Here is a 23498-nt window from a genome sequence, read left to right as displayed (position 1 = left end):
ACACGAACTGGAGTCTTGATGATGAAACAAAAAATTAAGAACACCAGCATTTCTTTATTTGAACAAAAGGGTTTTGCAGAAACATCCATACAGGATATTGTTGATTCTTTGGGTGTTACAAAGGGAACCTTTTATTACTATTTTGCAAGTAAAGAAGAATTATTGATGAATATTCATCTCGACTATATTAATGGGTTAATTGAAAGACAGGAAATGATTCTAAATACCTCGGGGAAAACCTGTAGACAAAAAATACACGATATAGCGTATTTACTAGTGAGTGATATTCGTACCCAAGGTTTAAGTGCAAAGGTGTTCTTCCGCGAAATGAAACTATTATCCGAGGATAAGCTGAAAAAGGTTTTGCCAAAGCGTGATCAATTTCGCTTTAATATTGAAGATTTAATTAAACAAGGGATAAAGACAGGGGAGTTACGCTCAGATTTAAATCCTACCATTATCACATTTGGTATTCTTGGAATTCTGAACTGGAGCTATCAGTGGTTTAACCCTGAAGGTGTTATTTCTGAACATGAATTAACAGACATGTTTGTAGAAATGATCATGAAAGGAATTGAAAAAGGGGAGTAGGAAATCACGACTCCCTTTTTTTGAATAAAATTGCTTAATTGGAGCTGGTCGGTGTATAGATTACGATTATCCTCCGATGCATACAGCAGGGAATAAATATAGTATGGATACTGTAAATGGGTAAAAGGAGGCCGCTATGGAATCAATGGTAACCGTCCGTTTTTCGGAAACAGATGCACTTGGTCATGTGAATAATACAAGTTATTTTATCTATCTGGAGGAAGCTCGTCTTCATTTTTTGAAGGAAATGGAACTGGAATTAAAAATAAAAAATTGGTCATTCATTTTGGCCTCAACTAAATGTGATTTCCTCTCTCAAGCCTATTTTGATCAAATATTAAAAATTAACACGACTGTATCCAGAGTGGGGACAAAGAGCTTTCAGCTTGAACATGATATTTACTGTGCCCAAACCGGTAACCCAATTGCCAAAGGGACTGCCATCCTTGTTCAGTTTAATTTTGACAAACAGGAAAGTGAACCGATTCCTGAAATGCTAAAAGAGAAACTGCTGAGGCTGGTCGAAGCTGTTTAATGAGTCCGATTTTTAAAAGAGGTGAGATAGGCATGAACCAAGGAGTTAGTAAAGATACGATTCCCGTACGAAGCGGAGAAGAATTGCAGCAGCATGTACTTGAATCATTTCTGCGGAGTAAGATTAGCGATTTGCCAGAAGAAAACCTCGAAATTGAACAATTCTCGGCAGGTCATTCAAATTTAACCTATCAATTAAAAATAGGCACATGGGAAGCTGTTTTAAGGAAACCGCCGCTAGGTCGTTTAGCTCCCAAAGCCCATGATATGCAAAGAGAATATAGCATCCTCTCAGAATTACATCCTCTATTCAGTCCGGCGCCAAAACCAATCCTTTACTCAGATGATGAACATGTTGTTGGGAGTCCGTTTTTTATTATGGAACGAAAGCAAGGTTTTATATTTGATACTTCTGTTCCTGAAGGCATTAAACCTTCCCGTGAACTCTTTCAAAATTTATCAAAGGAAATGGTAGCACGGCTTGTTCAGCTTCATAGCATTTCCTATCAGGAGACTAGATTGAAGGAAATCAGTAAGCCTGATGGCTTTATGGAAAGACAGACAAATGGATGGATAGCACGTTATGAACGAGCAAAAACAGATGATATTCCAAATATACAAGAATTAGAGAAATGGTTAGTAGATCACATTCCAGCTTCATGTGATGCTTCAATTATTCATTATGACTATAAATTAAACAATGCGATGTTTAATGAGGATGGGACGGAAATGGTCGGTTTATTTGATTGGGAAATGACGACGGTTGGAGATCCGCTCGCAGATCTTGGAGTAGCTATGAGCTATTGGGCAGAGGGGGACGATTCTGAAGTATTGAAAAAAGGACTGGGTAAGCCATCTGTTACGATTCGGGATGGATTTTATACAAGGGAACAATTTATTTCAGAATATGCAAAACAAAGCGGCCGTGATGTCTCCAATATGAATTTCTATTTAACGTTTGCCTATTTCAAATTAGCGGGAATCTGTCAGCAAATCTACTATCGTTATCATAATGGCCAAACAAAGGATCCGAGATTTGCCAACTTTGATAAGTATGTAAAAACATTGATTGAGCATGCTTATTCACTTACAAGGAATCGATAAGATGCTGAAAGTGCATGTCTTGCTGACCAAGGAAGATATTTCACCAGAAAAATTGGCCACAGGCAACAAGGTAGCTGTTGTACTGGATATTCTCCTGGCCACAACAACAATTGTAGCAGCGTTGCAGAATGGAGCAAAAGAGGTTATTCCTGTTCTTAATCCAGATGAAGCTATTAAAGTAAGCAGACAATTTGAGAACGGACAAGCCTTGATGGCTGGGGAATTACATGCAGAACCAATCGATGGTTTTATTTATCCAGGACCCGTTGAAATTAGCACACGTATCCATGGTAAAACCTTGATTCTTTCAACGACTAATGGCACGGTGGCTCTACATAAAGCAGCACATGCAAATCAAGTGTATATCTCCTCCTTGCTTAATAATGCTGCCGTGGCACAGGCGCTACTAAAAAGTAGCAAGGATAAAACGATTGTCGTGATTTGTTCAGGAAATTCAGGAGAATTTAGCCTGGAGGATTTCTATGGTGCCGGCCATTTAATTGCAAATATAACCTGTAGAACCAAACAAGAGATTGAGCTGAATGACGCTGGAAAAGCTGCATTGGCTTTTTATGACAGCCATTCATCAAATCCGTACTCAGTTCTGGCAACATCCAGAGTTGGATTGCTATTAACCAGATATGGATTAAAGGATGACCTTCTGTTATCAAGTAACAGTGGACGTTATGAGATTGTTCCTGTGTTTAAAAATAATCGCGTTGTACTAACGGTAAAAAAGGAGGCATAGGATGCGATTTCAAGAACAAGTTGCCGTGATCACCGGGGGTGGCAGCGGGATTGGAAAGTCCACCGCTCTGCGTTTGGCGAAAGAAGGGGCAAATGTCATTCTAGTTGGAAGAACCTTAGAAAAGCTTGAAAGCGTTGTTGATGAAATTAATAATCAAAGCCATCATATCCAGGCAACCTGTTTTGCGGCCGACGTTACGAAAGAAGAGGAAGTAACCGCGTTGTCAGATTTTATTGAGGATCATTTTATGGACTTACATGTGGTCATTAATAATGCAGGTGGTTCAGTGCAATCAAAAATAATGGATACGGCCGTAGAGGCTTGGGATATCGTTCAGGAAGTGAATTTGAAGAGTGTGTTTTTGGTTTCAAAAATACTTGGAAAGTTTATGATGGAGCAAGCTAACCGAGGAGGTAATAGGGCATTTGTCAATATAGCGAGTCTATCAGGTCATAAGGCTGCTGCTCATATACCTCATTATAGTTCTGCAAAAGCAGCTGTGCTGAATTTTACGAAGGCACTTGCTTTTGAAATGGCACCATATGGTATCCGTGCAAACTCCGTCTCACCTGGATTTGTTGAAACACCGTTGACAGAATGGTCTTTAACAAATGAACGGTTTGTGAAATCAATTGAACGCAACACAGCATTGAAAAGAGTAGGAACCAGTGAGGAAATAGCCAATGTTATTGCCTTTTTAGCATCGAGTGAAGCTTCATACATGACAGGTACAGATGTACTGGTCGATGGGGGATGGATGATTACGTAAAAGAGAAGGGGAGATGGATGATGGAACACTTATTAATAAAAGAAATAGGTTCAGTTTTAGTATTGACATTAAATAGACCTGAAAGCTTGAATGCTTTTAGTCCGGAAATGATAACAGGACTAATTAGTGAATTAAAAAAAGCGGATAAAAATCCTAATGTAAAAGTGATTGTTCTAAACGGATCAGGACGGGCGTTTAGTGCCGGCGGAGATGTAAAAACGATGGGAACCAAATCAGCAGCTACTACCTACGAGTATTTAGGAGTCATAAATGAATGTATTTTAACGATGAAGGAGATTGAGACTCCTATTATTGCGGCGGTACATGGTTTTGCGGCAGGGGCTGCTTTTAATTTGGCGCTTGCCTGTGATTTGATTGTAGCCGCTGAGGGGAGTAAGTTCGCTTTAAGTTTTTCAAAGGTTGGCCTTATTTCGGATGCAGGTGGTTCCTATTTCCTACCACGTTTAGTTGGTCCACACTTAGCGAAACAATTCTTCTTTTCAGCTGAACCGATACCAGCAGAACGTTTATATGAACTTGGGGTTATTAATAAACTTGTACCTTTAGAAGCTTTGCGTGATGAAGCAATTCAATATGCGACTATGCTATCCTATGGTCCAGGAAAAGCATATGGGCAAATGAAAAAACTGATTGATTATTCTTTTACGGCCACTCTCGAAGATGTCCTGGAGAGAGAACGCATCACTCAAACGATGATGATAGCCACGGAGGATCATCAAGAAGGTGTATCTGCATTTAAAGAAAAAAGAAAGCCGCAATTTACCGGCAGATAAGTGAAAGGGAGTATGTATTATGAAAGCCATTCAATTTACTGAATACGGAGGACCAGAAGTATTAAAAATGGTCGAATTAGATAGGCCGAAACCTGGTCCACATGAAGTATTAATTGAAATACATGTAGTTGGTGTGAATTATGCAGATACTGCCAGACGTGAAGGCCAATATGTTGTACCAACCCAGCTTCCTTTTGTGCCTGGAGCTGAAGTTGCCGGGGTTGTAGTCGAAACTGGCTCAGAAGTGACGTACGTAAATGTTGGAGCGAGGGTGGTCACGCTGATTGAATCTGGGGGATATGCTGAGTATGCTGTTGCAGACGCTCGGTCCGTAATTCTCCTGAAAGAAGAACTCGATTTAAAAAAAGTGGTCGCCCTCCCACTTCAAGGTTTGAGTGCCTACCATATTTTAAAAACAATGGGGCAATTGCAAGAGGGTGAAACAGTTCTCGTTCATGCAGCAGCTGGAGGAGTTGGGACTTTAGCAGTCCAATTGGCTAAATTAATGGGCGCAGGGAAGGTAATTGCAACTGCCAGCACAGAAGAAAAGCTGGAGCTTGCACGTTCTCTGGGAGCTGATGTATGTATCAACTATACAAAAGAGGGTTGGTATAAAGAAGTGCTGGAAGCGACAAACGGCCGTGGAGTTAATGTGGCGCTCGAAATGGCTGGCGGTGATATTTTTAAGGAGACACTGAAATGCTTAGCTACGTTCGGGAGATTGGTGATATATGGTGTCGCAAGTGGAGAACAGGCCGTAATGCACCCATCATCCTTAATGGCCAGAAACCAGTCGGTCATTGGATTCTTTCTTCCGCAAATTATGAGAAAGCCAGAACTGCTATTGCCGAGTATGCGTGATCTTTTTTCATTCTTAGAAGAGGGAAAATTAAAATTAATAATAGGTGAAGTCCATCCACTCGATGAAGCAGCAAAAGTGCATGAGTTATTGCAGTCTAGGAAAACAGCAGGAAAGATAATACTTGAAATTCGTCGTTGAATATTAATAGCATTCTTGTAAAGCATGCAGTTCTGGCATGCTTATTTTTATTGTAATAAGAGTATGGATAAATGTGATATTATTCAAAATTATTATATTTGTATAATTTATATTGATATTAAAATGAGTGAAAAACTATTTAATTTGTATTATGTGCCATTGTTTTTACTAGTTCTTATTTTGTAAACTATTATAGTGAAATAAAATATAAGGACTGAAAAAATAATGGAATGGAAAAACATATATCGCGGTATGTTAATGGGAATCAGTGATTTAATTCCCGGTGTAAGTGGAGGAACCATAGCGTTTATATTAGGTATTTATGATCGCTTATTATTATCAATCAGTGGCTTTTTTAGCCGTGACTGGAGAAGGTATCTGGGCTTTTTATTGCCACTCGCAATCGGTATGGGGTTTACTATACTGACGTTTAGCCGATTGATTGATTATTTGCTGGAACATCATCATGAACCGACACAATTCTTTTTTGTAGGATTAATCATCGGTGTACTACCCTTTATTATAAGACAGGCAGAGGTGAAAAAACACTTTACAGGAAAGCATTATGGGGTTGTCGTTTTGGTTGCAATCATGATGGCAGCACTAGGTTTCCTGAAGCCGAATGAATCTGTTGTTATATCTGAAGTAACGCTTTTATCTGGGCTTGGATTATTCTTTTCCGGCTGGCTTGCAAGTATGGCTATGCTGCTTCCAGGCATTAGTGGCTCGTTTATATTATTGTTGCTCGGTGTTTATTCAACTGTTATTTCTGCTTTATCAGATTTAAACTTTTCGATTATTATCCTTGTAGGGGCTGGAGCAGTGGTTGGCTTTATTGTGAGCAGTAAAGCAATCAGCTTTTTACTGAGGGTATATCCACATATGACGTTTGCGGTCATAATGGGATTAATTATTGGATCTATATTTGTGGTCGTTCCTGGATTACCAACAGGAATAGGTACGATATTGCTATGTTGTATAACGTTTGTGTCAGGTCTTTTGGTAACGAAAATCTTTACGAAGTAATGATTGAATAGGAAGTAAAAGGATTGTCTCGTACAATCCTTTTTTATTTTGTTTCGCCTGCATTGTTAAAACAATTAGATAGATAGGAAAATGTCGTTTACGTTTAGAATATTAAGAATTAAGCAGAGGTATAAATTAACTAACAACTTTACAATAAAAAAATATTGGAGGTTGAATTATGATACAAAAGGGACTGAGGTTTATATTTTTGGCATTTTTTATCTTAGCAGTATCAGCATGTGGAAGTGAAAAAGAAGAGACGATAAACGAGGAAAATAAAAAGAATCATACTACAGAAGATGTAAGTACCGATAATAATGAAGGTACCGATGATAAAGAAACAAAAAATGGCGTGGCAGCAAAAGGAGAAGAGCCATCTGTATCCTCTGAGGTGTATCAAGATCGATTTACTTCTGGTAATATGGGTGTGAAAAAGATACTATATGAAAATTTAAAAATGAATGAAACTAAAAATATTGAAGACGTAATCATTACGTTAGAGGGTATACAGTATGCTGAGATCACCCCAACAGAGGCAGTTAAATCAAAGTTCAAAAATTTAAATGAAAGAGACCGTATAGCGCTTACCCTAAAATTAAAGCTTGAGAACAATTCCAAACAACCATTGATATATCAATCCATCCGTTCTTTTTTAAGGGGGAACGATAATCAAATAATCTATCTTCCAGAAACAAATCTTGAGCCGAGCCAACAAGGAGAAATGGCTGCAGGAACATCTAGTGAAAAGCTTCATGTCTTTTTAATAGACAAGGATTTGTTTTCAAAAACGCGAAATTTAAAATTGGAGTTTGGACCATTCCTAAATAGTGAAGGTAAAGATTTATTTGATGGGAAAAAGACAGAATTTGAAATTCCATTACCGAAGTAATAGCCATAAAAAGAACCGTAATTCTGCTTGTCAGAATTACGGTTCTTTCCCTGTGTTAAATATGTTGCAGATTGTTAAGAATTAATCAAATCTGGAGTCACTAAGAATGCGGCCAATCTCTTCCATATGGCCTGTTTCATCGGAGATAAGATCTTCTAGTTTGACAACTAATTCAGTTAAGCCTAATTCCTCAGCTTGTTTCTTGCGTGTTTCGTAGCGATCTATTGTATCTTTTTCTGCCTGATAGGCAGATTCAAGCATTACCTTAACATCAGTGGTTTGTTTAACTTCTGCTGGTGTTACAGTTGGTGTTCCACCCAATGTACTGATTTTTTCTGCAAGATATAAAGCATGTCCCTGTTCATCGGCTATTTCACCTTCAAAGAAAGGTTTCAGTGTTTGTCTGTATAAACCAGAAACCATTGCCGCATAGCTAGAATACATGATTGATGCAGCATATTCGTTTGCTAGATCTTCATTTAAACCATCTATTAATTCTTTTAATTTTTTTTCCATTCTATAATCCACTCCTTCTATATTCTATAATTCAAATGTACCCTACTTTACTACATATTAAGCATTTTTTTTGTGGCAGGATTTTGAAATGTTCAGGAATATTTTTACATAATAAAAAGCCTGATCCGATAAAGGGCCAAGCTTGGATTATTAAGTCAGATTAATTTTGAGAAATTAATACGTTTATTGAGAGCATACATAATTGGAGCACCAATTGTCATGACTGCTAATTCTCCAGCTGCGGTTGTTGCCCATGCAAACCAGAAAGGAAGTTTCAAAACAATATTTAACTCTATAGCAATTAAGAACATGGTAAAAGTAAAAACGAATGTATTAATAGCCATCCTTGCCCAAATATTGCGGACAAATCGGAAGGTTAGAATGGTGATTGTTAATGCTAGTATGGATTGGCCAACACCAAATATTAAATCATATGCACCCATTGATGAGAAAAAGAGGTTAGAGATAAATACTCCTATCACAATCCCATACATGTATTTTTTATTAAATACAATCAAGTGATTGAACATTTCAGGTACTCGAAACTGAATGTTCGAAAATGCGATTGGCTGTACGATTATAGTGACAGCAATATATAAGGCTGCCAAAACTCCATTTACAGCAAGCGTTCTAATATTCATTTTTTTCTCTCCCTTAGTTTTTTATCGTGGGATGGTTACGAACCACGTTTAGTATTTCCGAAGACACCAAATAATCATAAGCATAATAAGATGCATAGTCAACAAAGGATTGTAGTTGGATCATGGCAAAACATCATCGTATAGTTATGATCGACTGGCATAAATCAATAAAAGACGCCGAGAGAAATCTCGGCGTCACAGATATTTAATCGTTAGTTTAATGACTTGGAGTTAACTTTTTTGTATTAATTGGCTTTATGTCATCCTTTTTAAAGATTGTTTTACGAATCCATGGAAGAACGTAATAGTCTCCACCGAATCGGCCGGCATTTGCACCTGCTACAAGAATAACCATTCCCAGTATGATGTAGAGCGGGTTAGTAGATACTGTTCCGCCAAATAAAAACATAAAATTCATTAATAATCCAAAGAAGGCAGCTGTAGTTGTTAAGACACCAAGCAGTAACCCCAGCCCAACTAGAAATTCTCCCCATGGAATTAGGATGTTGATTAACCCTACGTTAGGAATCGCAAATTTTTCAATGAATGAACCATACATCGGATACAGTGCCCCTCCGTCTGGACCAGTTACAGGATTAGCAACAATATTTCCAAGGAATCCGGATGCATCAAATGCTCCGCCTTTAATTTTCTCAAATCCATGAATCATCCATTCATAACCAAGATACAATCTTATAATCAATAATAGTCCGGAGGCATATTTATTAGTTCGTAACCAATTCATCATTTTAAATCACTCCCATATGGATTTAACTGGCTCTAATCCGCGGTTTTTAGTGCCAGTAACTTTCTATACCTTATTTATATACCATATGCTTGATAATGTGGTGTATTATCCCTGTGTTTCATTTTTTGTACAAAAATATGTGAACCTTTTAAGTTAATACTAAAAACAACTTTACAAACGTGATATTGTTCGTTCCTTCACAAACTTTTACGCAATTATCCATTTTGTGTGGTGTATAAGGATAAAAAAACAATACTCTAAATTAAATGACCTATTTAAAAATTTATATATAAGAGTAAAATATATTTAATGATAAAAGGTTAGAAAGAGAACATTTAAGGAAAATAATAGTATAGGTGTTTGAAGGAGGAATGGGAATGAGCTTACAATCAGTTATTATTGAAGCATTACATGTTAAACCGGAAATAAACCCTAAAGAAGAAATCAAAGACAGAGTTGGGTTCCTAAAAAGTTACTTAAAGAAGAGCGGAGCAAAAGGATTTGTTCTAGGAATCAGTGGCGGTCAGGATTCTACATTGGCAGGACGTCTGGCTCAGATGGCTGTGGAAGAACTGCGTGAGGAAGGGTTTGCAGCTAAATTTATTGCTGTCAGACTTCCATATGGAGTACAGCAAGATGAAGAGGATGCTCAGCGTGCTCTGCAATTTATTAAACCAGATGAAAATATTACTTTTAATGTAAAGTCTACTGTCGATGTCATTACGGATCAATACAAAGAAGCAACTAATGAAACATTAACCGATTTTAATAAAGGGAATGTGAAAGCAAGGCTTCGTATGATTGCACAATATGCTATTGGTGGACAAAATGGACTTTTGGTAATAGGAACAGACCATGCTGCTGAGGCAGTGACAGGTTTTTATACAAAATATGGAGACGGCGGAGCTGATGTTCTTCCATTATCGGGATTGTCTAAGCGCCAGGGCAGAGAATTGCTGAAAGAATTGGGAGCTGAGGAAAGACTATATATGAAAGAGCCGACTGCCGATTTGCTGGATAATAAACCGCAGCAAGCTGATGAAACAGAACTTGGCTTAAAATATGATACGATTGACGATTATTTGGAAGGTCGGAAAGTCGATGCTGAAGCTGCATTGAAAATTGAAAAGCAATATTTAAAAACAGAACACAAACGTCAAATGCCTGCATCCATTCATGATAATTGGTGGAAATAACTAACCAAAAAGTAAGCCTGTGATTTTCATAATCATGGGCTTATTCTATTGTAAGGAGAAAATGAATCGTGATTAAGATAACGATATACTGGTATAATTAATTGAAGGAAAATAAAAAACACGAATTGTTTTAGTTAATTATCTGAGGGTATAGGATATAATCTAGTATTATATTTATTTCAAATATGACAAATGTTCCATTTTGCTATCATATTGTATTGAAGATGAAACTTTACCGAAACCATTTTGCAATCAAATTTTATTACACTATATAAGTTATAATGTATTCTATTGAACAAATTTGTGTGAGAGAACCAGGGAGGGGTCGTATGATGAATAATGAAAATAACTTGATTGAAAAGTCCTTATATAAAACCTTATTAACAAACGATAATGCGGCGAATCCGTTGCTTATAATAAGTGAAGAATTTTTGGCAGAACAACAAAAGGAATTGCCTGAGCTATCAACGCTTAGATTTGCTCAGGGAGAGCTTTATTTCCATTATAAAGACTATGAGACTTCCATTTTTAAATGGGAAAAGGTTAGCAATGATCTGGCGCCTTGGGCTATAAAGAATATGGCGGATGCTTACTTTGCAATGGCTATGTATAAAAACGCTGAAGAGCTTTATAAATCTATTGAATCAGACTCGATTATATTGAATACCGAAGTTGGGTTACAGTTATTTGCTCTATATACGAAATTGGATAAAACTGAACTGGCTGATAAAACGATTAAAAAGGTAGTTAAGTTGAATCCAGATGATTCTCAAGTGACAGAAATAGCACGTTCATTCTTTGAAGAGCAACGTGATTGGAATAGTGCAGTTGAACTTGCAGTAAATGAATCCATCCGTACGGAGTCATTGCTTTGGTATGATGTTCTGCAGTCCTATATTGATCAAGGTGTAACGAAAAATATGGAACCTGGCTATTTTTATCAGGTCTTACATAAGCTCTATTCCATTGACAGTGGTCAATTTGAACAACTTGCAGTATCTCTTTGGAACAGCTATAAGGGCGAACCGGCATATTTGCAATGGGTTCAGGGGTTTAATGATTTACTGCAGGATCTTGAACTTGTTCATCCCGAACCATGGTCAGATTTATCCTTCTTATTTAAAGAGGGTTACTTCGAATTAATTAATGGACATAAATTATTAAAAACATTAAAAGGCTTATTACCAAGTTTATTACGTAACTGGCTCCGCATTACAGATAGGAAGCATGCTCTTTTAGCTTCTTCTGCTATATTGGCATGGAATGATAATTTTCCTGGTATGATAGGCCAAGTTGATATTGATCATGCAGAGAGAGTGTTAATGCAGGCTGAAAATAACCGGAATGGCTTGGAGGATAGCGTTCGATTATTTGAGGAACTTGATCAATGGGCAAACCAAAATAATTTATCTGTAAGCGAAAGACAAAAATGGATTATTGATGAGTTATTAGATATAAATGTACAACATATTATGATTGCCGGAACTAGCGGTAGCGGTAAATCTGCCTTAATTCATTCTATCTTAGGAGAAGAGTTATTTGATAAACCAACTTCATCGGCTATCATGTTTAAAAATGCCGAAGAAGAAAGCATAATGGAAGTGACAGACTCTTCAATTAATCCACTAAATCTAGAGGAGCTTGAAGAGAAAGTTTCAAACAGAAACTTTGTTGATAACAAGCCAAGTATCATCGAATACCAGCTTCCGAGCCAATTTTTGGCCGACAATCAAATAGCAATCATCGATACTCCGGGATTCAGCATTGCAAATAATAAAATCCAGGAAGTACGCCGTTATTTGAATATGGCAGATGGTCTTTTACTTGTATTAGATGTAAATGATCCATTTACAAACAAAGAACGCGAAATTGTAATGGCCCTTCATGAACAAGCACCTGATCTGCCAATTCATTTCTTATTAAATAAAATGGATCTTGTTCACAATGATCAGGAGGCTATTCGTATAGTGGATGAAGCATGGTCCAGAATCAGTCCTTACCTGCCGAATGCAACAATCTTTGCTCATTCTGCTCATTATAGAAGCAACAGGCAGCTTTCAGATTTTGCTGAATTTATTAAAATGAATCTAACAAGTAAATATAAGGAAAGCGCACGTACTGCTAAGCTGCTTCACTTTGTACGTGAGACTATATCAAGCTTGCTCGACCAACGATTGGAAAGGGAAGAAAGCTTGATTGAATCCATTCAATGGAATGAGGACCTTTTAGCAAAACTAAATGGTGCGAAGAATCAGATGGAGGATTTGGAGAAAGAAAAAGCCGTATTGTTGCGTAAGACGTTTAAACAAAGGAAGGAAGCCATTCGCCTTGATGTGGAGGCAGCTGTACCTAAAATTCTTCGTGCCAGCAAAGATTTAATTACAGAGGACAGTGATTTCCGCAAGATTCATATAGATTTAAATGAGAAAATGAATGTACGGATACAGGAATACCTGGAGAATACCATTTTGCCTAAGTATTTTTATTCCTTAAAGGATTGGATTACCGAAGCGGAAGTAGAGTTAAAAGAGAGCCAGGCGTATTTAAAAGAAATGGCTGAAGGCTTCAATGCTATTTATCAGGAAGAACGAATGAAAATGGAATGTGATTTCAGAGTGCTGGATGATTGGCGCAGGGATGCAAACCGAATGACGAGCGGTGTACAAATGGAGACCATTAATATACTGCTTCGCCACACACCGCAACAATTATTATTGAAGAGTGCAGGCATGCTATTTGGCTCGATTGCGAATAAAAGTGTTATGTACAATAAATATACAACCTTGATTGAAACACAGGATTATACTGAGGTCGCTCAATTGATTGCAGATAAATTCCTGCTGCAATTTGATATGTTTGAAAAATCGATTACTCGAGATGTTTCAATGTTCTTTGCAGATCCGACAGAAGTAATGAATGGTGCAATGGCAGATACGACTGAGAAAATTGCTGAACATAATGGCGTGCTTGAGAAGATGCGTTCTCAGCCAGAATTGTATCGCGACCCATTAAAGCTATACGAATTGCGATTACGACAATACGAATGGATTTTGATTGGTCAAAAAGAAGTTCAAACTATTTCAAGGTAAAAAAAGGTGATTTTAGGATGGTGGTTAAGCCATTCTAAAATCACCTTTTTATATGTTTAAGAGCTTTCAGATGTTCGCAGTTTATAGAATTTGATGAAATTTTTGAGAACAACCTTTACTACTGAATAAGTAGGTATAGCTATGAGAATTCCTATAAAACCGTATAAAGAACCTGCTACAAGCAGCAATAATATAACCGTCAGCGGGTGGATGTCCAGGCGTTTTCCCATTACCTGAGGTGTAACGAGATGGCCCTCAAGCTGTTGGACAATAACTAATAGGATCAGAACTTTAAAGGCTGTAAATGGGCTGATTAATAGACCTGATATAATCGCAGGGATGGTTCCAAGGAACGGTCCAAGGAAAGGTACAACAGTCAGTAGAGTTGCAAAAATAGCTAAGATTAATGCGTTCTCAAGTCCAATAATTAGATATCCAATATACATCAGGATGCCATCGACAATTGCAACGGTAAATTGCCCGACGATATAAGTGGATAAGGTTTTATCAACATCCCTTAATATTCTGTTGCCCTCGTCCTCTACATTAGCAGGGATATGTTTTAATAAAAACGGTTTAAGTTTATGACCATCCTTAAGAAAATAAAAAACAATAAAGGGAACAATTAAAAGTACAGTAACTATGCTTGTAACCGTTGAAAAAATGGTTACAGCGTGATCAGATAATACTTTAGGAACACTTTCCGCATATTCTTTCCCGTATTGAGTGAGCTTGTCTACGGACAAATAAGTTGAAGCGGCATTCTCATTTATAATTTCCTTTGACTCGGATGTGATTGCTTCTAATCTTTCCGGTATTTTATCGATGAGTTCTTCGCTCTGAGAAACAATGACGGGCCCCAGGAAATGAAAAGCAGCGTAACCCATTCCGCCGATTAATGCATAGATGAGAAGTATACTGATCGTAATCGGCATATACTTACTCAAAAAATGAACGACCGGCCTCAATATATAATATAGGAGCCCAGCTATTAAAATCGGAAAAAAGATAGTTATAATCAGTTTTTGAAAAGGCCATATAAAGTAATCAATCTTCCCTAATAAATAGATAATGATTAGTATTAAAATAGTGCCGGTTGCATACTTATAAAAAGGTTTATTAAACCACATAGAGCACCCCCAAATGTTTAATCAACGTCTTCACATCTATACCCATAATTGGTTTACTTATACTCCAATGTAGAGTAAATAGATGGCGCCATATATCCTGAGAATACAAATAGCGATTATCATTAATAAATAAAGTGATAATCGCTGTTTAGTATTCTAATATATTAATTTCGTGTTCGAAAATGACGATTTACTGCTTTTAATTATAATTCCTAATTTATTAAATGCCTGAGCTACGCTGCTTTCTGTTTGGATACTTGAAAAATCGATTCCAAGCTGGATACTCGTTTGTGCCACCTCGGCACGGATGCCTGTCATGATTACCTCTACGCCAATTAATTTCAGTGCCTCTATCATTTGAAAAAGGCGGTGGGCGACTAAAGTATCAACGATAAATACACCAGATAAATCAATAATTAATGTGGAAATTTGATTGTCTGCACTTTGCTGAAGGGTACTTTCGTTTATAGCTCTGGCTCTGGTGGAATCAATATCACCCACTATCGGCAGTAATCCGATATTTTCAGTCAATTTAATCACAGGAGAACTTAACTCATTGATTAGGTTGGATTGTGAGTGGATTCGCTTTATCAATATGTTTGTATAGTTTTCTGTATAGCTATGTGTAAGTTGATCTATTGTAGAATTAAACTTTTCCTCCCAGAAAAAAATATCTTTAAAGGCAATATCCAAGCTGGTAATATCGATAAATTTTTGGGTGTACTTCCATATAACTCTTCTTAAAAGCCCGGCAGCATTAATAGAATTACTTAGAGGTGTACCGGATTCAAGGCGTACCTCTGCAATAGATAATGTGCGTTCTTTTATTATATAATCTCTCTCTTCTTCTGATTGAAACAAGCTGTTTGCTATTAAAAACAAATATTCTTTAAACTGCTTCTTTAATGCATTAATTGTATGGATAGATCCGTTAAGAGAATAATCTGCTTCAGTACTCTTCGGCATTAGTGAATACCAATCTTCAATTATTTCATCTGAATGAGTAATCAAATAATCATATAAGGCTTTTGATTTAGTTTCCATAATGACCTCTTTTCTTTACCATTCTATATTCAATATTTTGCGTGTATTATGAGAAAAACACAATTAATTAATTACTATTTTTAGAAGAAAAACATGGTTTATTTTAAAGGAATTTGTAGTTTTGACTTTTAGTGTAATAAAATACAAAAAAATCAAAATTAAATTGCGTATTCTTGTAAGCAACCTTATAATGTTATTCATAGACTTTTCTGAATATTTAAAATAGAAAACAAGAGGGGGCGTCATTTTGAAAAAGAAATCATTATTTATGTTTATTATGATAGCTATTATTACTGTCATTGCAGCTTGCGGTTCGAAAGAGGAAGAGAGTGCCGGCGGTGAAGGCGGTACAGATAAGACGTTGAGAGTCGTGACTGATGCGGCATATTCACCATTTGAATTCCAGAAGGAAGGTAAATTGGTTGGTTTTGACGTTGATATTGTGAATGCTGTGGCGAAGGAAGCCGGTTTTAAAGTGAATATTGAACATGTAGGATGGGATCCATTATTTGTCGAGATTAAAAACAAAAGGGCAGCGTTTGGGATGTCAGCGATCTCAATAAATGATGAACGGAAAAAAACATATGATTTCTCTGTTCCATATTTTTTATCAACCAATAAAATTCTTGTCCCGGAAGGCAGCGATATTAAATCTGCACAGGATTTAAAAGGGAAGAAAATTGCTGTTCAGGCTGGTACGACAGGTCAATTTGCGGTTGAAAAGGTAGTAGGCAAAAATAATAAAGACATCAAGAAGTTTGAAACAACTGTACTGGCGATTATGGATATGAAAAAAGGTGGTGCAAAAGCTGTTGTAGCTGATAATGGAGTTGTCGAGGAATACGCAAAAAATAATCCTAAGGATAAGTTTGTAGTAGTTAAAGACCCAAATGCATTTGACAATGAATACTATGGCTTAATGTTTCCGAAGGACAGTAAAGATAGAGCTACCGTGGATAAAGCTTTAAAAGCAATTATAGAAAATGGAACATATACTGAAATCTATAAAAAATGGTTTGGGATTGATCCAGATCTTGAAACGTTAAAAGCTCAGCAATCGAAATAATAAAGGTGTGAGAGAATTGCGTATCACAGGTGATGCTGTGCTGCGCAATCTTTGTCTAAGGGGGAACAGATGTGGACTTCAGGTGGGATATTATTGAAATTTATGCTCCATTGTTAATGAAAGGAACACTTTATACAATTGGACTCTCAATAGCTGGTATTTTAATAGGTTCGATTCTTGGGTTATTAATCGGTCTTGGTAGATTGACCAAAAGGAAATGGTTATCTATTCCCCTAAATTGCTATATTGCTTTTTTTCGTGGGACTCCAATATTTGTCCAACTCCTATTAGTTCACTTTGGTGTTGTACCAGCATTGACAGGAGAGACAAATGCCATACTCGCAACTATTCTTGCCCTCTCATTAAATTCAGCTGCATACATAGCTGAGATATTTCGAGGAGGCATTCAGTCGATTGATTCGGGACAAATGGAGGGAGCCAGGTCGCTTGGGATGTCTCATGGACAGGCTATGAGGTACGTTATTTTACCACAAGCATTTAAGCGCATTATTCCGCCTCTGGGTAATGAGTTTATTGTATTGATTAAGGAGTCATCTATAGCCGCTGTTATCGCAGCTCCAGAATTAACGTATTGGGGTAGAGCTATGGCGACTGAATATTATCGGGTGTGGGAGCCTTATTTAACATCCGCTGTGATTTATCTCATCCTTACGCTTTCTCTTAGCTTGTTATTAAATCGATTGGAAAGAAGGATGGAGACAAAATGATAGATGTTAGGAATTTGAAAAAAAACTTTGGATCCAATGAGGTATTAAAAGATATATCTATTAGGATTGAACCTCAGGAAGTTGTAGTAGTGATAGGTCCCTCTGGTTCAGGGAAATCCACCTTTCTTCGTTGTTTAAATTTACTGGAGCAAATAACGGACGGACATGTCATTATAAATGGAGTAGATCTTGCCGATAAAAAAATTGATATTAATAAGGTACGAACCAAAACAGGAATGGTATTTCAACATTTCAATTTGTTTCCTCATAAAACGGTACTGGAAAATCTAATGCTGGCACCTACCAAGGTGAAAAAGGTTCCTGATGAAGAAGCAAAAAAACATTGTTTGGAGCTCCTTCGAAAGGTAGGTCTATTAGATAAGGAAAATGCTTATCCAGATTCATTGTCAGGTGGTCAGAAACAAAGGGTCGCCATTGCACGTGCATTGGCAATGGAGCCGGAAATCATGTTATTCGATGAACCCACTTCAGCACTTGATCCGGAAATGGTTGGAGAGGTCCTTGAGGTTATGAAAGAGCTTGCGCGCGAAGGAATGACAATGGTGGTTGTTACACACGAAATGGGATTTGCGCGTGAGGTGGGAGATCGGGTTGTTTTTATGGATGATGGATATATCGTTGAAGAAAATGAACCGACCAGTTTATTTGAAAATCCGCAGCACAATCGAACAAAGCTGTTTTTGAGTAAAGTTTTATAATGAAAAAGGGACTGCAATAGCAGTCCCTGAGTCGTTATACACCTGTACGTTTGCGTTGGTTGTTTGGTTTCTTTGTCAGTTGGCTTTGCAATTCTTTTGTTTTTTTGACAGGTCCGTTTACATGGCTGCCGGCTTGATTTGATTGTTGCTTAGAAGCAAGTTTTTGTTTAATCGCTTCTTGAAGACTTACTTTTTTAGACATATTATAATGAACTCCTTAAATGGATTTCCTTTATAATATCCCCAATAAGCCATAACATCAAGATTAGAACTCATCCAACTTTCTACCCTTGGTTAATTTTTCGAATTCCTGCATCGATTCTGGTATTTCATCTTTATTACTTACATGATAAGGGTTTTGACTTTGGTTAAATCCGGGCTGCAAGCTGCCGGTGACAACTCCCATTTTAGTAGCTTTAGAATCATTTATGATGGATTCCTGTCTGCCATCTGGATTTGGTTCTGGGTTAACGTGGATTTGATCACTGTTTCTGGGCAATAGGAACATTCCCTTCTTTTTGTGTATTCATTCTATAAGTTCCCTAAACTTCTTTTATTCATACAATTTTATGGAGTAGTCAAGGTTGTTATTTAATGCCATTAACTGAATAATAACCTCAGATTATTGGCATATTATTGGATAAATACAGAAGCGAAAGGCAACCTTCAAAATTAGGTTGCCTTTTGATAATTGATATAGTTCAGTAGGTTTTTTAATACTTTATCGTTATAATATTTATATTAGGTTAGATAATGTTTCGGTTGGAGTTGTAGATGAATGGGAATAACTGATAGCTATGTATGGCAATTTTTAATAGCAATCAATTTGATATTTGCTATTACTATAACCTTTTTAGAAAGGCGTAATGTCAGCGCTTCATGGGCGTGGTTAATGGTTTTGAGCTTTTTTCCAATTGGAGGCTTTATTCTGTATATTGTTCTAGGGCAGAATTTAAGTAAAAGGAAAATATTCACATGGGATAAACGGGGCTATGATTACTTAGAGCAGCGTATCGCTGAACAAAAAGAGCACATGAAAAATATGGAAGAACCATTTAATACTTCTATTACACAGAGGTATAAGGATTTAATTTTAATGAATATGAAAACAGACCATGCTGTATATACCAATGATAATGAAGTTGAAATTTTCACAGATGGCAAGGAAAAATTCAATGCCTTATTTCAGGATATTGCTAGTGCTAAAAAACATATTCATGTTTTATATTACATTATCCAAAACGATACATATGGAAACAGGCTTCTGGATGCGTTGATTGAAAAGGCTAAAGAAGGTGTAGAGATACGGCTGATTTATGACGACGCCGGTTCCAGGAGAATCTCTAAAAAGCGAATAAAGAAATTAAGAGAAGCTGGCGGAAATGCAGAAGCGTTTTTTCCTGGGAAATTACCGCTTATTAATCTCAGAATCAACTTCCGAAACCATCGGAAGCTTGTCATCATTGACAGGAAAGTAGGATATCTTGGTGGATTCAATGTAGGTGAAGAGTATTTAGGACTTGATCCGAAGTTTGGTTATTGGAGAGATACCCATTTACGGATCATCGGAGACGCTGTGAATGATTTACAGTCTCGTTTTATGCTCGATTGGGCTCAGGCTTCAGGAGATAAAATGGAATGGACGGAAGATTACTTTAAATATAGCAAGCAACACAACGAAAAAGGGGTTGGGCTTCAAATTGTTACCTCTGGGCCTGATTCTGAGAGGGAACAAATTAAAAAAAGCTATATACGTATGATTTTGGATGCAAAAGAGTATATATATCTGCAGACGCCTTATTTTATACCGGATGACAGTTTGTTGGACGCCATCAGGATTGCATCCATGTCAGGGGTGGACGTCAGAGTAATGATACCAAATAAACCAGATCATTTATTTGTTTATTGGGCCACTTATTCATACGTTGGAGAATTATTAAAGGCTGGTGCAAAGGTGTTTTTATATGAGAATGGGTTCTTGCATGCGAAAACTATGGTGATAGATGATCGATTGGCAACTGTTGGAACAGCCAATATAGATGTACGCAGTTTTCGATTGAATTTTGAAGTGAATGCCATTATATATCATGCAGACACAGCTGTTCGCCTAAGGGATACATTTGCAGATGATTTAAAACAGAGCCATGAACTTACATCAGAAATTTATAATAATCGTTCCCTTTTAATTCGGTTTAAAGAGTCTTTATCCAGATTATTGTCTCCAGTTTTATGAATAGAAGTAAATATGTACTGTTTTTAAAGACACTAGGGCGAGTTAGTGTCTTTTTGTTATGGTAATGCAGTATAATATTGGTATGTTTTTTAAAACATTCTAATCATACTCCTTATTAATAGATAGTAGAGAGTTTGGAACAGGGGGAGGGGTACACACATGACATTTAAGCAAAAAAATTTAGTGGGTTTTGGCTCAATACTAGTGATTATAATTATATTGATGGTCATAATTGACGGTAGATTGAGCAGCTCTAGAGAAGATTTACTTGAAATAGTGGATGATCGCTACCAAAAGGTTAGTTATATTAATGATATTCAAAGAAATTTTGCAGAATCGGAGCGTACTCTTAATTTATTGGGACAGGATTCGCGTACTCCAAGTAAAGAAGAATTGAGCGCAGCCTCTGAAACAATAGATCAAAATCATATATATATCGAAGACCGTTTTAGAAAATTAGAAAGCATTGCTAATACGGAAAAAGGCGAGGCCTTGTTGGCGGAGTTCCGTGCATCATATGAGAACTATACAAAGCTAGAAACACAATTAATCACTGATATGCAAAAAGGGGTATCAAACTATGATGTCGTAAGGGCAGAAAAAGATAAAGCAAGTGATAATGTACTTGCTGTCATTGCAAATTTCGTTGATTTTCAAGAAAACCTTATGGATGACGCACTGGTGCGTGCCGACGGTAAATATGAACAAATGCAGACGATTATTATCAGTTCTCTAATTGTTACAATTGTTCTAACGTTATTTTTGGCTTATTGGGTAATCATGACCTCTTCACGGGAATTAAATAGAATTACAAAGGTGATCACTAATGTCGACCTAAGTGATACCACGACTATGCCGAGGATTGAAGTAAAAGTAGAGGATGAAATTGGCCGAATTGCATCTGCTTTTAATAGGATGTCAGCTTCATTGGAGACATTTAGTAGAAACGAAAAAGAATATACTCGGGAAATTGAGAATCAAAGCTGGGTGCAAACACAAGTTGCGGAAGTTGCGGAGATGTATCAGGGTATCTTTAAAGTTGGACAGCTTGCAGATGAATTCATTAATAAAATTACTCCAATCATGGGAGCAGAACTGGGTGCTTTTTATTTAAAAAGTGAAACTGAGGATGACCATTTTTATAAGGCTGCCTCTTATGGTGACGGAGGACGTGATGGATTTAGTTTTGGAGAAGGCGTAATCGGCCAGGCGGTTGCTAATAAAGAAGTTGTATTACTTGATGATGTTCCGGGAGATTATAAACTTATTACAACAGGGCTTGGAGAAATTAAACCGAAATCTATTGTCATTGCTCCAGTATTATACGAGAATAAAGTTATTGCTGTTTTGGAATTTGCAAGTATTAAAGGCTTTACTGATTTAGAATTAAAAACGATTAATCATATGCTTGATAATCTTGGTATGGCTATTAAGAGTGTACTGAGCCGGATGGAAGTGGAACAATTACTAAATGAATCACAGGCGATGACAGAAGAATTACAGGTTCAGGCAGAAGAATTACAAACACAATCTGAAGAACTTCAGATGCAATCAGAAGAATTACGTATGATTAATGAACAATTAGAAGAACGCAATCAGGAAGCAGAGCAGAAATCGAAGGAACTTGAGATTTCTAAAGAGGAGCTTGAGGTTAAAAATGAACAGCTCCTTCAAAGTTCAAAATACAAATCTGAGTTTCTTGCGAATATGTCTCATGAATTGAGAACGCCTCTGAATAGTATTTTAATATTATCTGAAATGCTGGCCGATAAAGAGCCTGGTGAATATACAGAGGATGAAAGAGAATTTGCAAAAGTGATCCATACATCAGGTAATGATTTAATGGCACTCATTAATGATATTTTGGATTTATCTAAAATTGAGGCTGGTAAGCTGGAAGTCTTCTTTAATGAAACCAATGTTTGTGAAGTTATTGAGAGCTTAGAACGAGTCTTTTCTCCTCAGGCAGAACAAAAAGGTCTGGAACTGGTTATTGGAAAAGAAGATGACCTGCCTTCCATTTTTTATACGGATGAACAAAGAATGCAACAAATACTAAAGAATTTATTATCCAACGCTGTGAAGTTTACGGAAAAAGGTTCGGTTACTATGAAGATGGAAAAAGTGAGAAATACTCGAGAGAAAGAACTTCTTGATGGTATTACGGAAACCGACTTCTGGATGAAAATTGTTGTAACCGATACAGGTCCTGGTATTGCAGATGATAAACAACAAATTATTTTTGAGGCCTTCCAGCAAGCAGATGGAGCAACAGCCCGTAAGTATGGCGGAACTGGATTAGGATTATCGATTTGCCGAGAATTTACAAAGTTACTTGGCGGATATGTAACTCTAGAAAGTGAAGAGGGCAAGGGAAGTACATTTACTGTGTACTTGCCGAATCTGCCGGATGGAATGACTAATAAGAACAGTAAAGTGAACGATGACATTATTCATTTGCCAATTGCCAATGATGTTATGGAGCAAATTGCTGTTCAAAAAGAAGTAATAGATCCTGAGGAAGAAGAATTATTAATTTTGGATGTCTTTAATGGGAAAAAGGTATTAATCACGGATGATGACCATCGTAATATATTTGCTCTACAAAAAGCCCTGGAAAGTAAAGGTGTTCAAATCATTGTTGCCCAAAATGGAATCGAATGTCTTGAAATCATTAAGGAGCAAGATGATTTAGATATGATTCTTATGGACATTATGATGCCTGAACTCGATGGTTATGATACGATGAGACATATACGTGCAAATCCTGAATTTACATCGATTCCTATCATTGCATTAACAGCTAAAGCAATGAAGGGAGATCGAGAAAAATGTTTGGAAGCTGGTGCAACAGACTATATCAGCAAACCAATCAATTTAGAACAGCTATATTCAGTGATGTCTGTTTGGTTAACGAAATAGGAAGAAGGGAG

Annotated in this window: 23 protein-coding genes and 1 riboswitch; of the genes, 16 read left to right on the top strand and 7 right to left on the bottom strand. The window is 36.9% G+C overall.

The window, feature by feature from the left end; genetic code table 11:
• Window positions 1-21 precede the first annotated feature (21 nt).
• The 9 genes from AC4D4B_RS15160 (at window position 22) to AC4D4B_RS15120 (ending at window position 7455) form a co-directional block, all read left to right on the top strand.
• Entirely contained in the window at window positions 22-591 is a 570-nt protein-coding gene (locus AC4D4B_RS15160) for a TetR/AcrR family transcriptional regulator (protein WP_491000423.1), read from the top strand.
• Window positions 592-727: 136 nt separating this feature from the next.
• Entirely contained in the window at window positions 728-1126 is a 399-nt protein-coding gene (locus AC4D4B_RS15155; protein WP_490996908.1) for an acyl-CoA thioesterase, read from the top strand.
• 32 nt (window positions 1127-1158) lie between these two features.
• Complete coding sequence (locus tag AC4D4B_RS15150; protein ID WP_490996907.1) at window positions 1159-2229, top strand: phosphotransferase family protein; 1071 nt, start codon at window positions 1159-1161, stop codon at window positions 2227-2229.
• Between the two features lies 1 nt (window position 2230).
• Window positions 2231-2977 (top strand): 2-phosphosulfolactate phosphatase, encoded by a 747-nt coding sequence (locus tag AC4D4B_RS15145; RefSeq protein WP_491000422.1) that lies wholly within the window; start codon window positions 2231-2233, stop codon window positions 2975-2977.
• Window position 2978: 1 nt separating this feature from the next.
• Window positions 2979-3746, top strand: a complete 768-nt coding sequence (locus AC4D4B_RS15140; protein WP_491000421.1) for an SDR family NAD(P)-dependent oxidoreductase — start codon at window positions 2979-2981, stop codon at window positions 3744-3746.
• Window positions 3731-4540, top strand: a complete 810-nt coding sequence (locus tag AC4D4B_RS15135) for an enoyl-CoA hydratase/isomerase family protein (RefSeq protein ID WP_491000420.1) — start codon at window positions 3731-3733, stop codon at window positions 4538-4540. The genes AC4D4B_RS15140 and AC4D4B_RS15135 overlap by 16 nt, the downstream gene beginning before the upstream one ends.
• Before the next feature lie 19 nt (window positions 4541-4559).
• A complete protein-coding gene (locus AC4D4B_RS15130) occupies window positions 4560-5540 on the top strand; it encodes a quinone oxidoreductase family protein (protein ID WP_491000419.1) in 981 nt (326 codons plus the stop codon).
• Between the two features lie 225 nt (window positions 5541-5765).
• Entirely contained in the window at window positions 5766-6566 is an 801-nt protein-coding gene (locus tag AC4D4B_RS15125) for a DUF368 domain-containing protein (RefSeq protein WP_491000418.1), read from the top strand.
• Window positions 6567-6744: 178 nt separating this feature from the next.
• Window positions 6745-7455: a DUF5068 domain-containing protein gene (locus tag AC4D4B_RS15120; protein WP_491000417.1), complete on the top strand. Its 711-nt coding sequence runs from the start codon at window positions 6745-6747 to the stop codon at window positions 7453-7455.
• Between the two features lie 81 nt (window positions 7456-7536).
• Here AC4D4B_RS15120 and AC4D4B_RS15115 read toward each other — a convergent pair whose 3' ends face one another.
• The 3 genes from AC4D4B_RS15115 to AC4D4B_RS15105 all read right to left on the bottom strand — a co-directional run bounded on the left by AC4D4B_RS15115 (window position 7537) and on the right by AC4D4B_RS15105 (window position 9360).
• Entirely contained in the window at window positions 7537-7971 is a 435-nt protein-coding gene (locus tag AC4D4B_RS15115; RefSeq protein WP_066108023.1) for a ferritin-like domain-containing protein, read from the bottom strand.
• Between the two features lie 155 nt (window positions 7972-8126).
• On the bottom strand, window positions 8127-8612 hold the full coding sequence (locus tag AC4D4B_RS15110; protein ID WP_066108019.1) for a QueT transporter family protein: 486 nt from the start codon (window positions 8610-8612) through the stop codon (window positions 8127-8129).
• A 7-nt stretch (window positions 8613-8619) separates the two neighbouring features.
• Window positions 8620-8664: riboswitch (PreQ1 riboswitch) on the bottom strand.
• Window positions 8665-8829: 165 nt separating this feature from the next.
• Window positions 8830-9360, bottom strand: coding sequence for a DoxX family membrane protein (locus AC4D4B_RS15105; RefSeq protein WP_490996900.1), 531 nt, complete (start codon window positions 9358-9360; stop codon window positions 8830-8832).
• A 377-nt stretch (window positions 9361-9737) separates the two neighbouring features.
• Between AC4D4B_RS15105 and nadE the strand changes: the two genes are divergently transcribed.
• Both nadE and AC4D4B_RS15095 read left to right on the top strand, forming a co-directional pair.
• Window positions 9738-10556, top strand: coding sequence for an NAD(+) synthase (gene nadE, locus AC4D4B_RS15100; protein WP_491000416.1), 819 nt, complete (start codon window positions 9738-9740; stop codon window positions 10554-10556).
• A gap of 329 nt (window positions 10557-10885) precedes the next feature.
• On the top strand, window positions 10886-13645 hold the full coding sequence (locus AC4D4B_RS15095; RefSeq protein ID WP_491000415.1) for a GTPase domain-containing protein: 2760 nt from the start codon (window positions 10886-10888) through the stop codon (window positions 13643-13645).
• A gap of 56 nt (window positions 13646-13701) precedes the next feature.
• Here the strand turns inward: AC4D4B_RS15095 and AC4D4B_RS15090 are convergent, their stop codons facing one another.
• Together AC4D4B_RS15090 and AC4D4B_RS15085 are read right to left on the bottom strand one after the other, a co-directional pair.
• On the bottom strand, window positions 13702-14775 hold the full coding sequence (locus tag AC4D4B_RS15090; protein ID WP_490996897.1) for an AI-2E family transporter: 1074 nt from the start codon (window positions 14773-14775) through the stop codon (window positions 13702-13704).
• Between the two features lie 156 nt (window positions 14776-14931).
• Window positions 14932-15819 carry an STAS domain-containing protein gene (locus AC4D4B_RS15085; RefSeq protein WP_491000414.1) on the bottom strand — a complete coding sequence of 296 codons (888 nt, stop codon included), beginning with the start codon at window positions 15817-15819 and terminating at the stop codon, window positions 14932-14934.
• Window positions 15820-16066: 247 nt separating this feature from the next.
• Here AC4D4B_RS15085 and AC4D4B_RS15080 point away from each other — a divergent pair, with 247 nt between their 5' ends.
• From AC4D4B_RS15080 to AC4D4B_RS15070, 3 genes are all read left to right on the top strand, one after another.
• The gene (locus AC4D4B_RS15080) at window positions 16067-16885 is read left to right on the top strand and encodes a basic amino acid ABC transporter substrate-binding protein (protein ID WP_491000413.1); all 819 of its coding nucleotides are present in this window, start codon (window positions 16067-16069) and stop codon (window positions 16883-16885) included.
• 71 nt (window positions 16886-16956) lie between these two features.
• Complete coding sequence (locus AC4D4B_RS15075) at window positions 16957-17613, top strand: amino acid ABC transporter permease (RefSeq protein WP_066108002.1); 657 nt, start codon at window positions 16957-16959, stop codon at window positions 17611-17613.
• Window positions 17610-18332: an amino acid ABC transporter ATP-binding protein gene (locus tag AC4D4B_RS15070; protein ID WP_490996894.1), complete on the top strand. Its 723-nt coding sequence runs from the start codon at window positions 17610-17612 to the stop codon at window positions 18330-18332. The genes AC4D4B_RS15075 and AC4D4B_RS15070 overlap by 4 nt, the downstream gene beginning before the upstream one ends.
• Window positions 18333-18366: 34 nt before the next feature.
• Here AC4D4B_RS15070 and AC4D4B_RS15065 read toward each other — a convergent pair whose 3' ends face one another.
• Window positions 18367-18534 carry a hypothetical protein gene (locus AC4D4B_RS15065; RefSeq protein WP_175354307.1) on the bottom strand — a complete coding sequence of 56 codons (168 nt, stop codon included), beginning with the start codon at window positions 18532-18534 and terminating at the stop codon, window positions 18367-18369.
• Between the two features lie 63 nt (window positions 18535-18597).
• Window positions 18598-18831, bottom strand: a complete 234-nt coding sequence (locus AC4D4B_RS15060) for a hypothetical protein (protein ID WP_490996893.1) — start codon at window positions 18829-18831, stop codon at window positions 18598-18600.
• A gap of 279 nt (window positions 18832-19110) precedes the next feature.
• Here AC4D4B_RS15060 and cls point away from each other — a divergent pair, with 279 nt between their 5' ends.
• Window positions 19111-20565: a cardiolipin synthase gene (cls, locus tag AC4D4B_RS15055; protein WP_066107992.1), complete on the top strand. Its 1455-nt coding sequence runs from the start codon at window positions 19111-19113 to the stop codon at window positions 20563-20565.
• A 159-nt stretch (window positions 20566-20724) separates the two neighbouring features.
• A complete protein-coding gene (locus tag AC4D4B_RS15050) occupies window positions 20725-23487 on the top strand; it encodes an ATP-binding protein (RefSeq protein ID WP_490996892.1) in 2763 nt (920 codons plus the stop codon).
• Window positions 23488-23498 lie beyond the last annotated feature (11 nt).

The sequence above is a fragment of the Pradoshia sp. Z6_59 genome, assembly GCF_058267515.1.
Note: the sequence above shows the minus strand (reverse complement) of the source record. Positions and strands in the feature narration are given on the sequence as shown.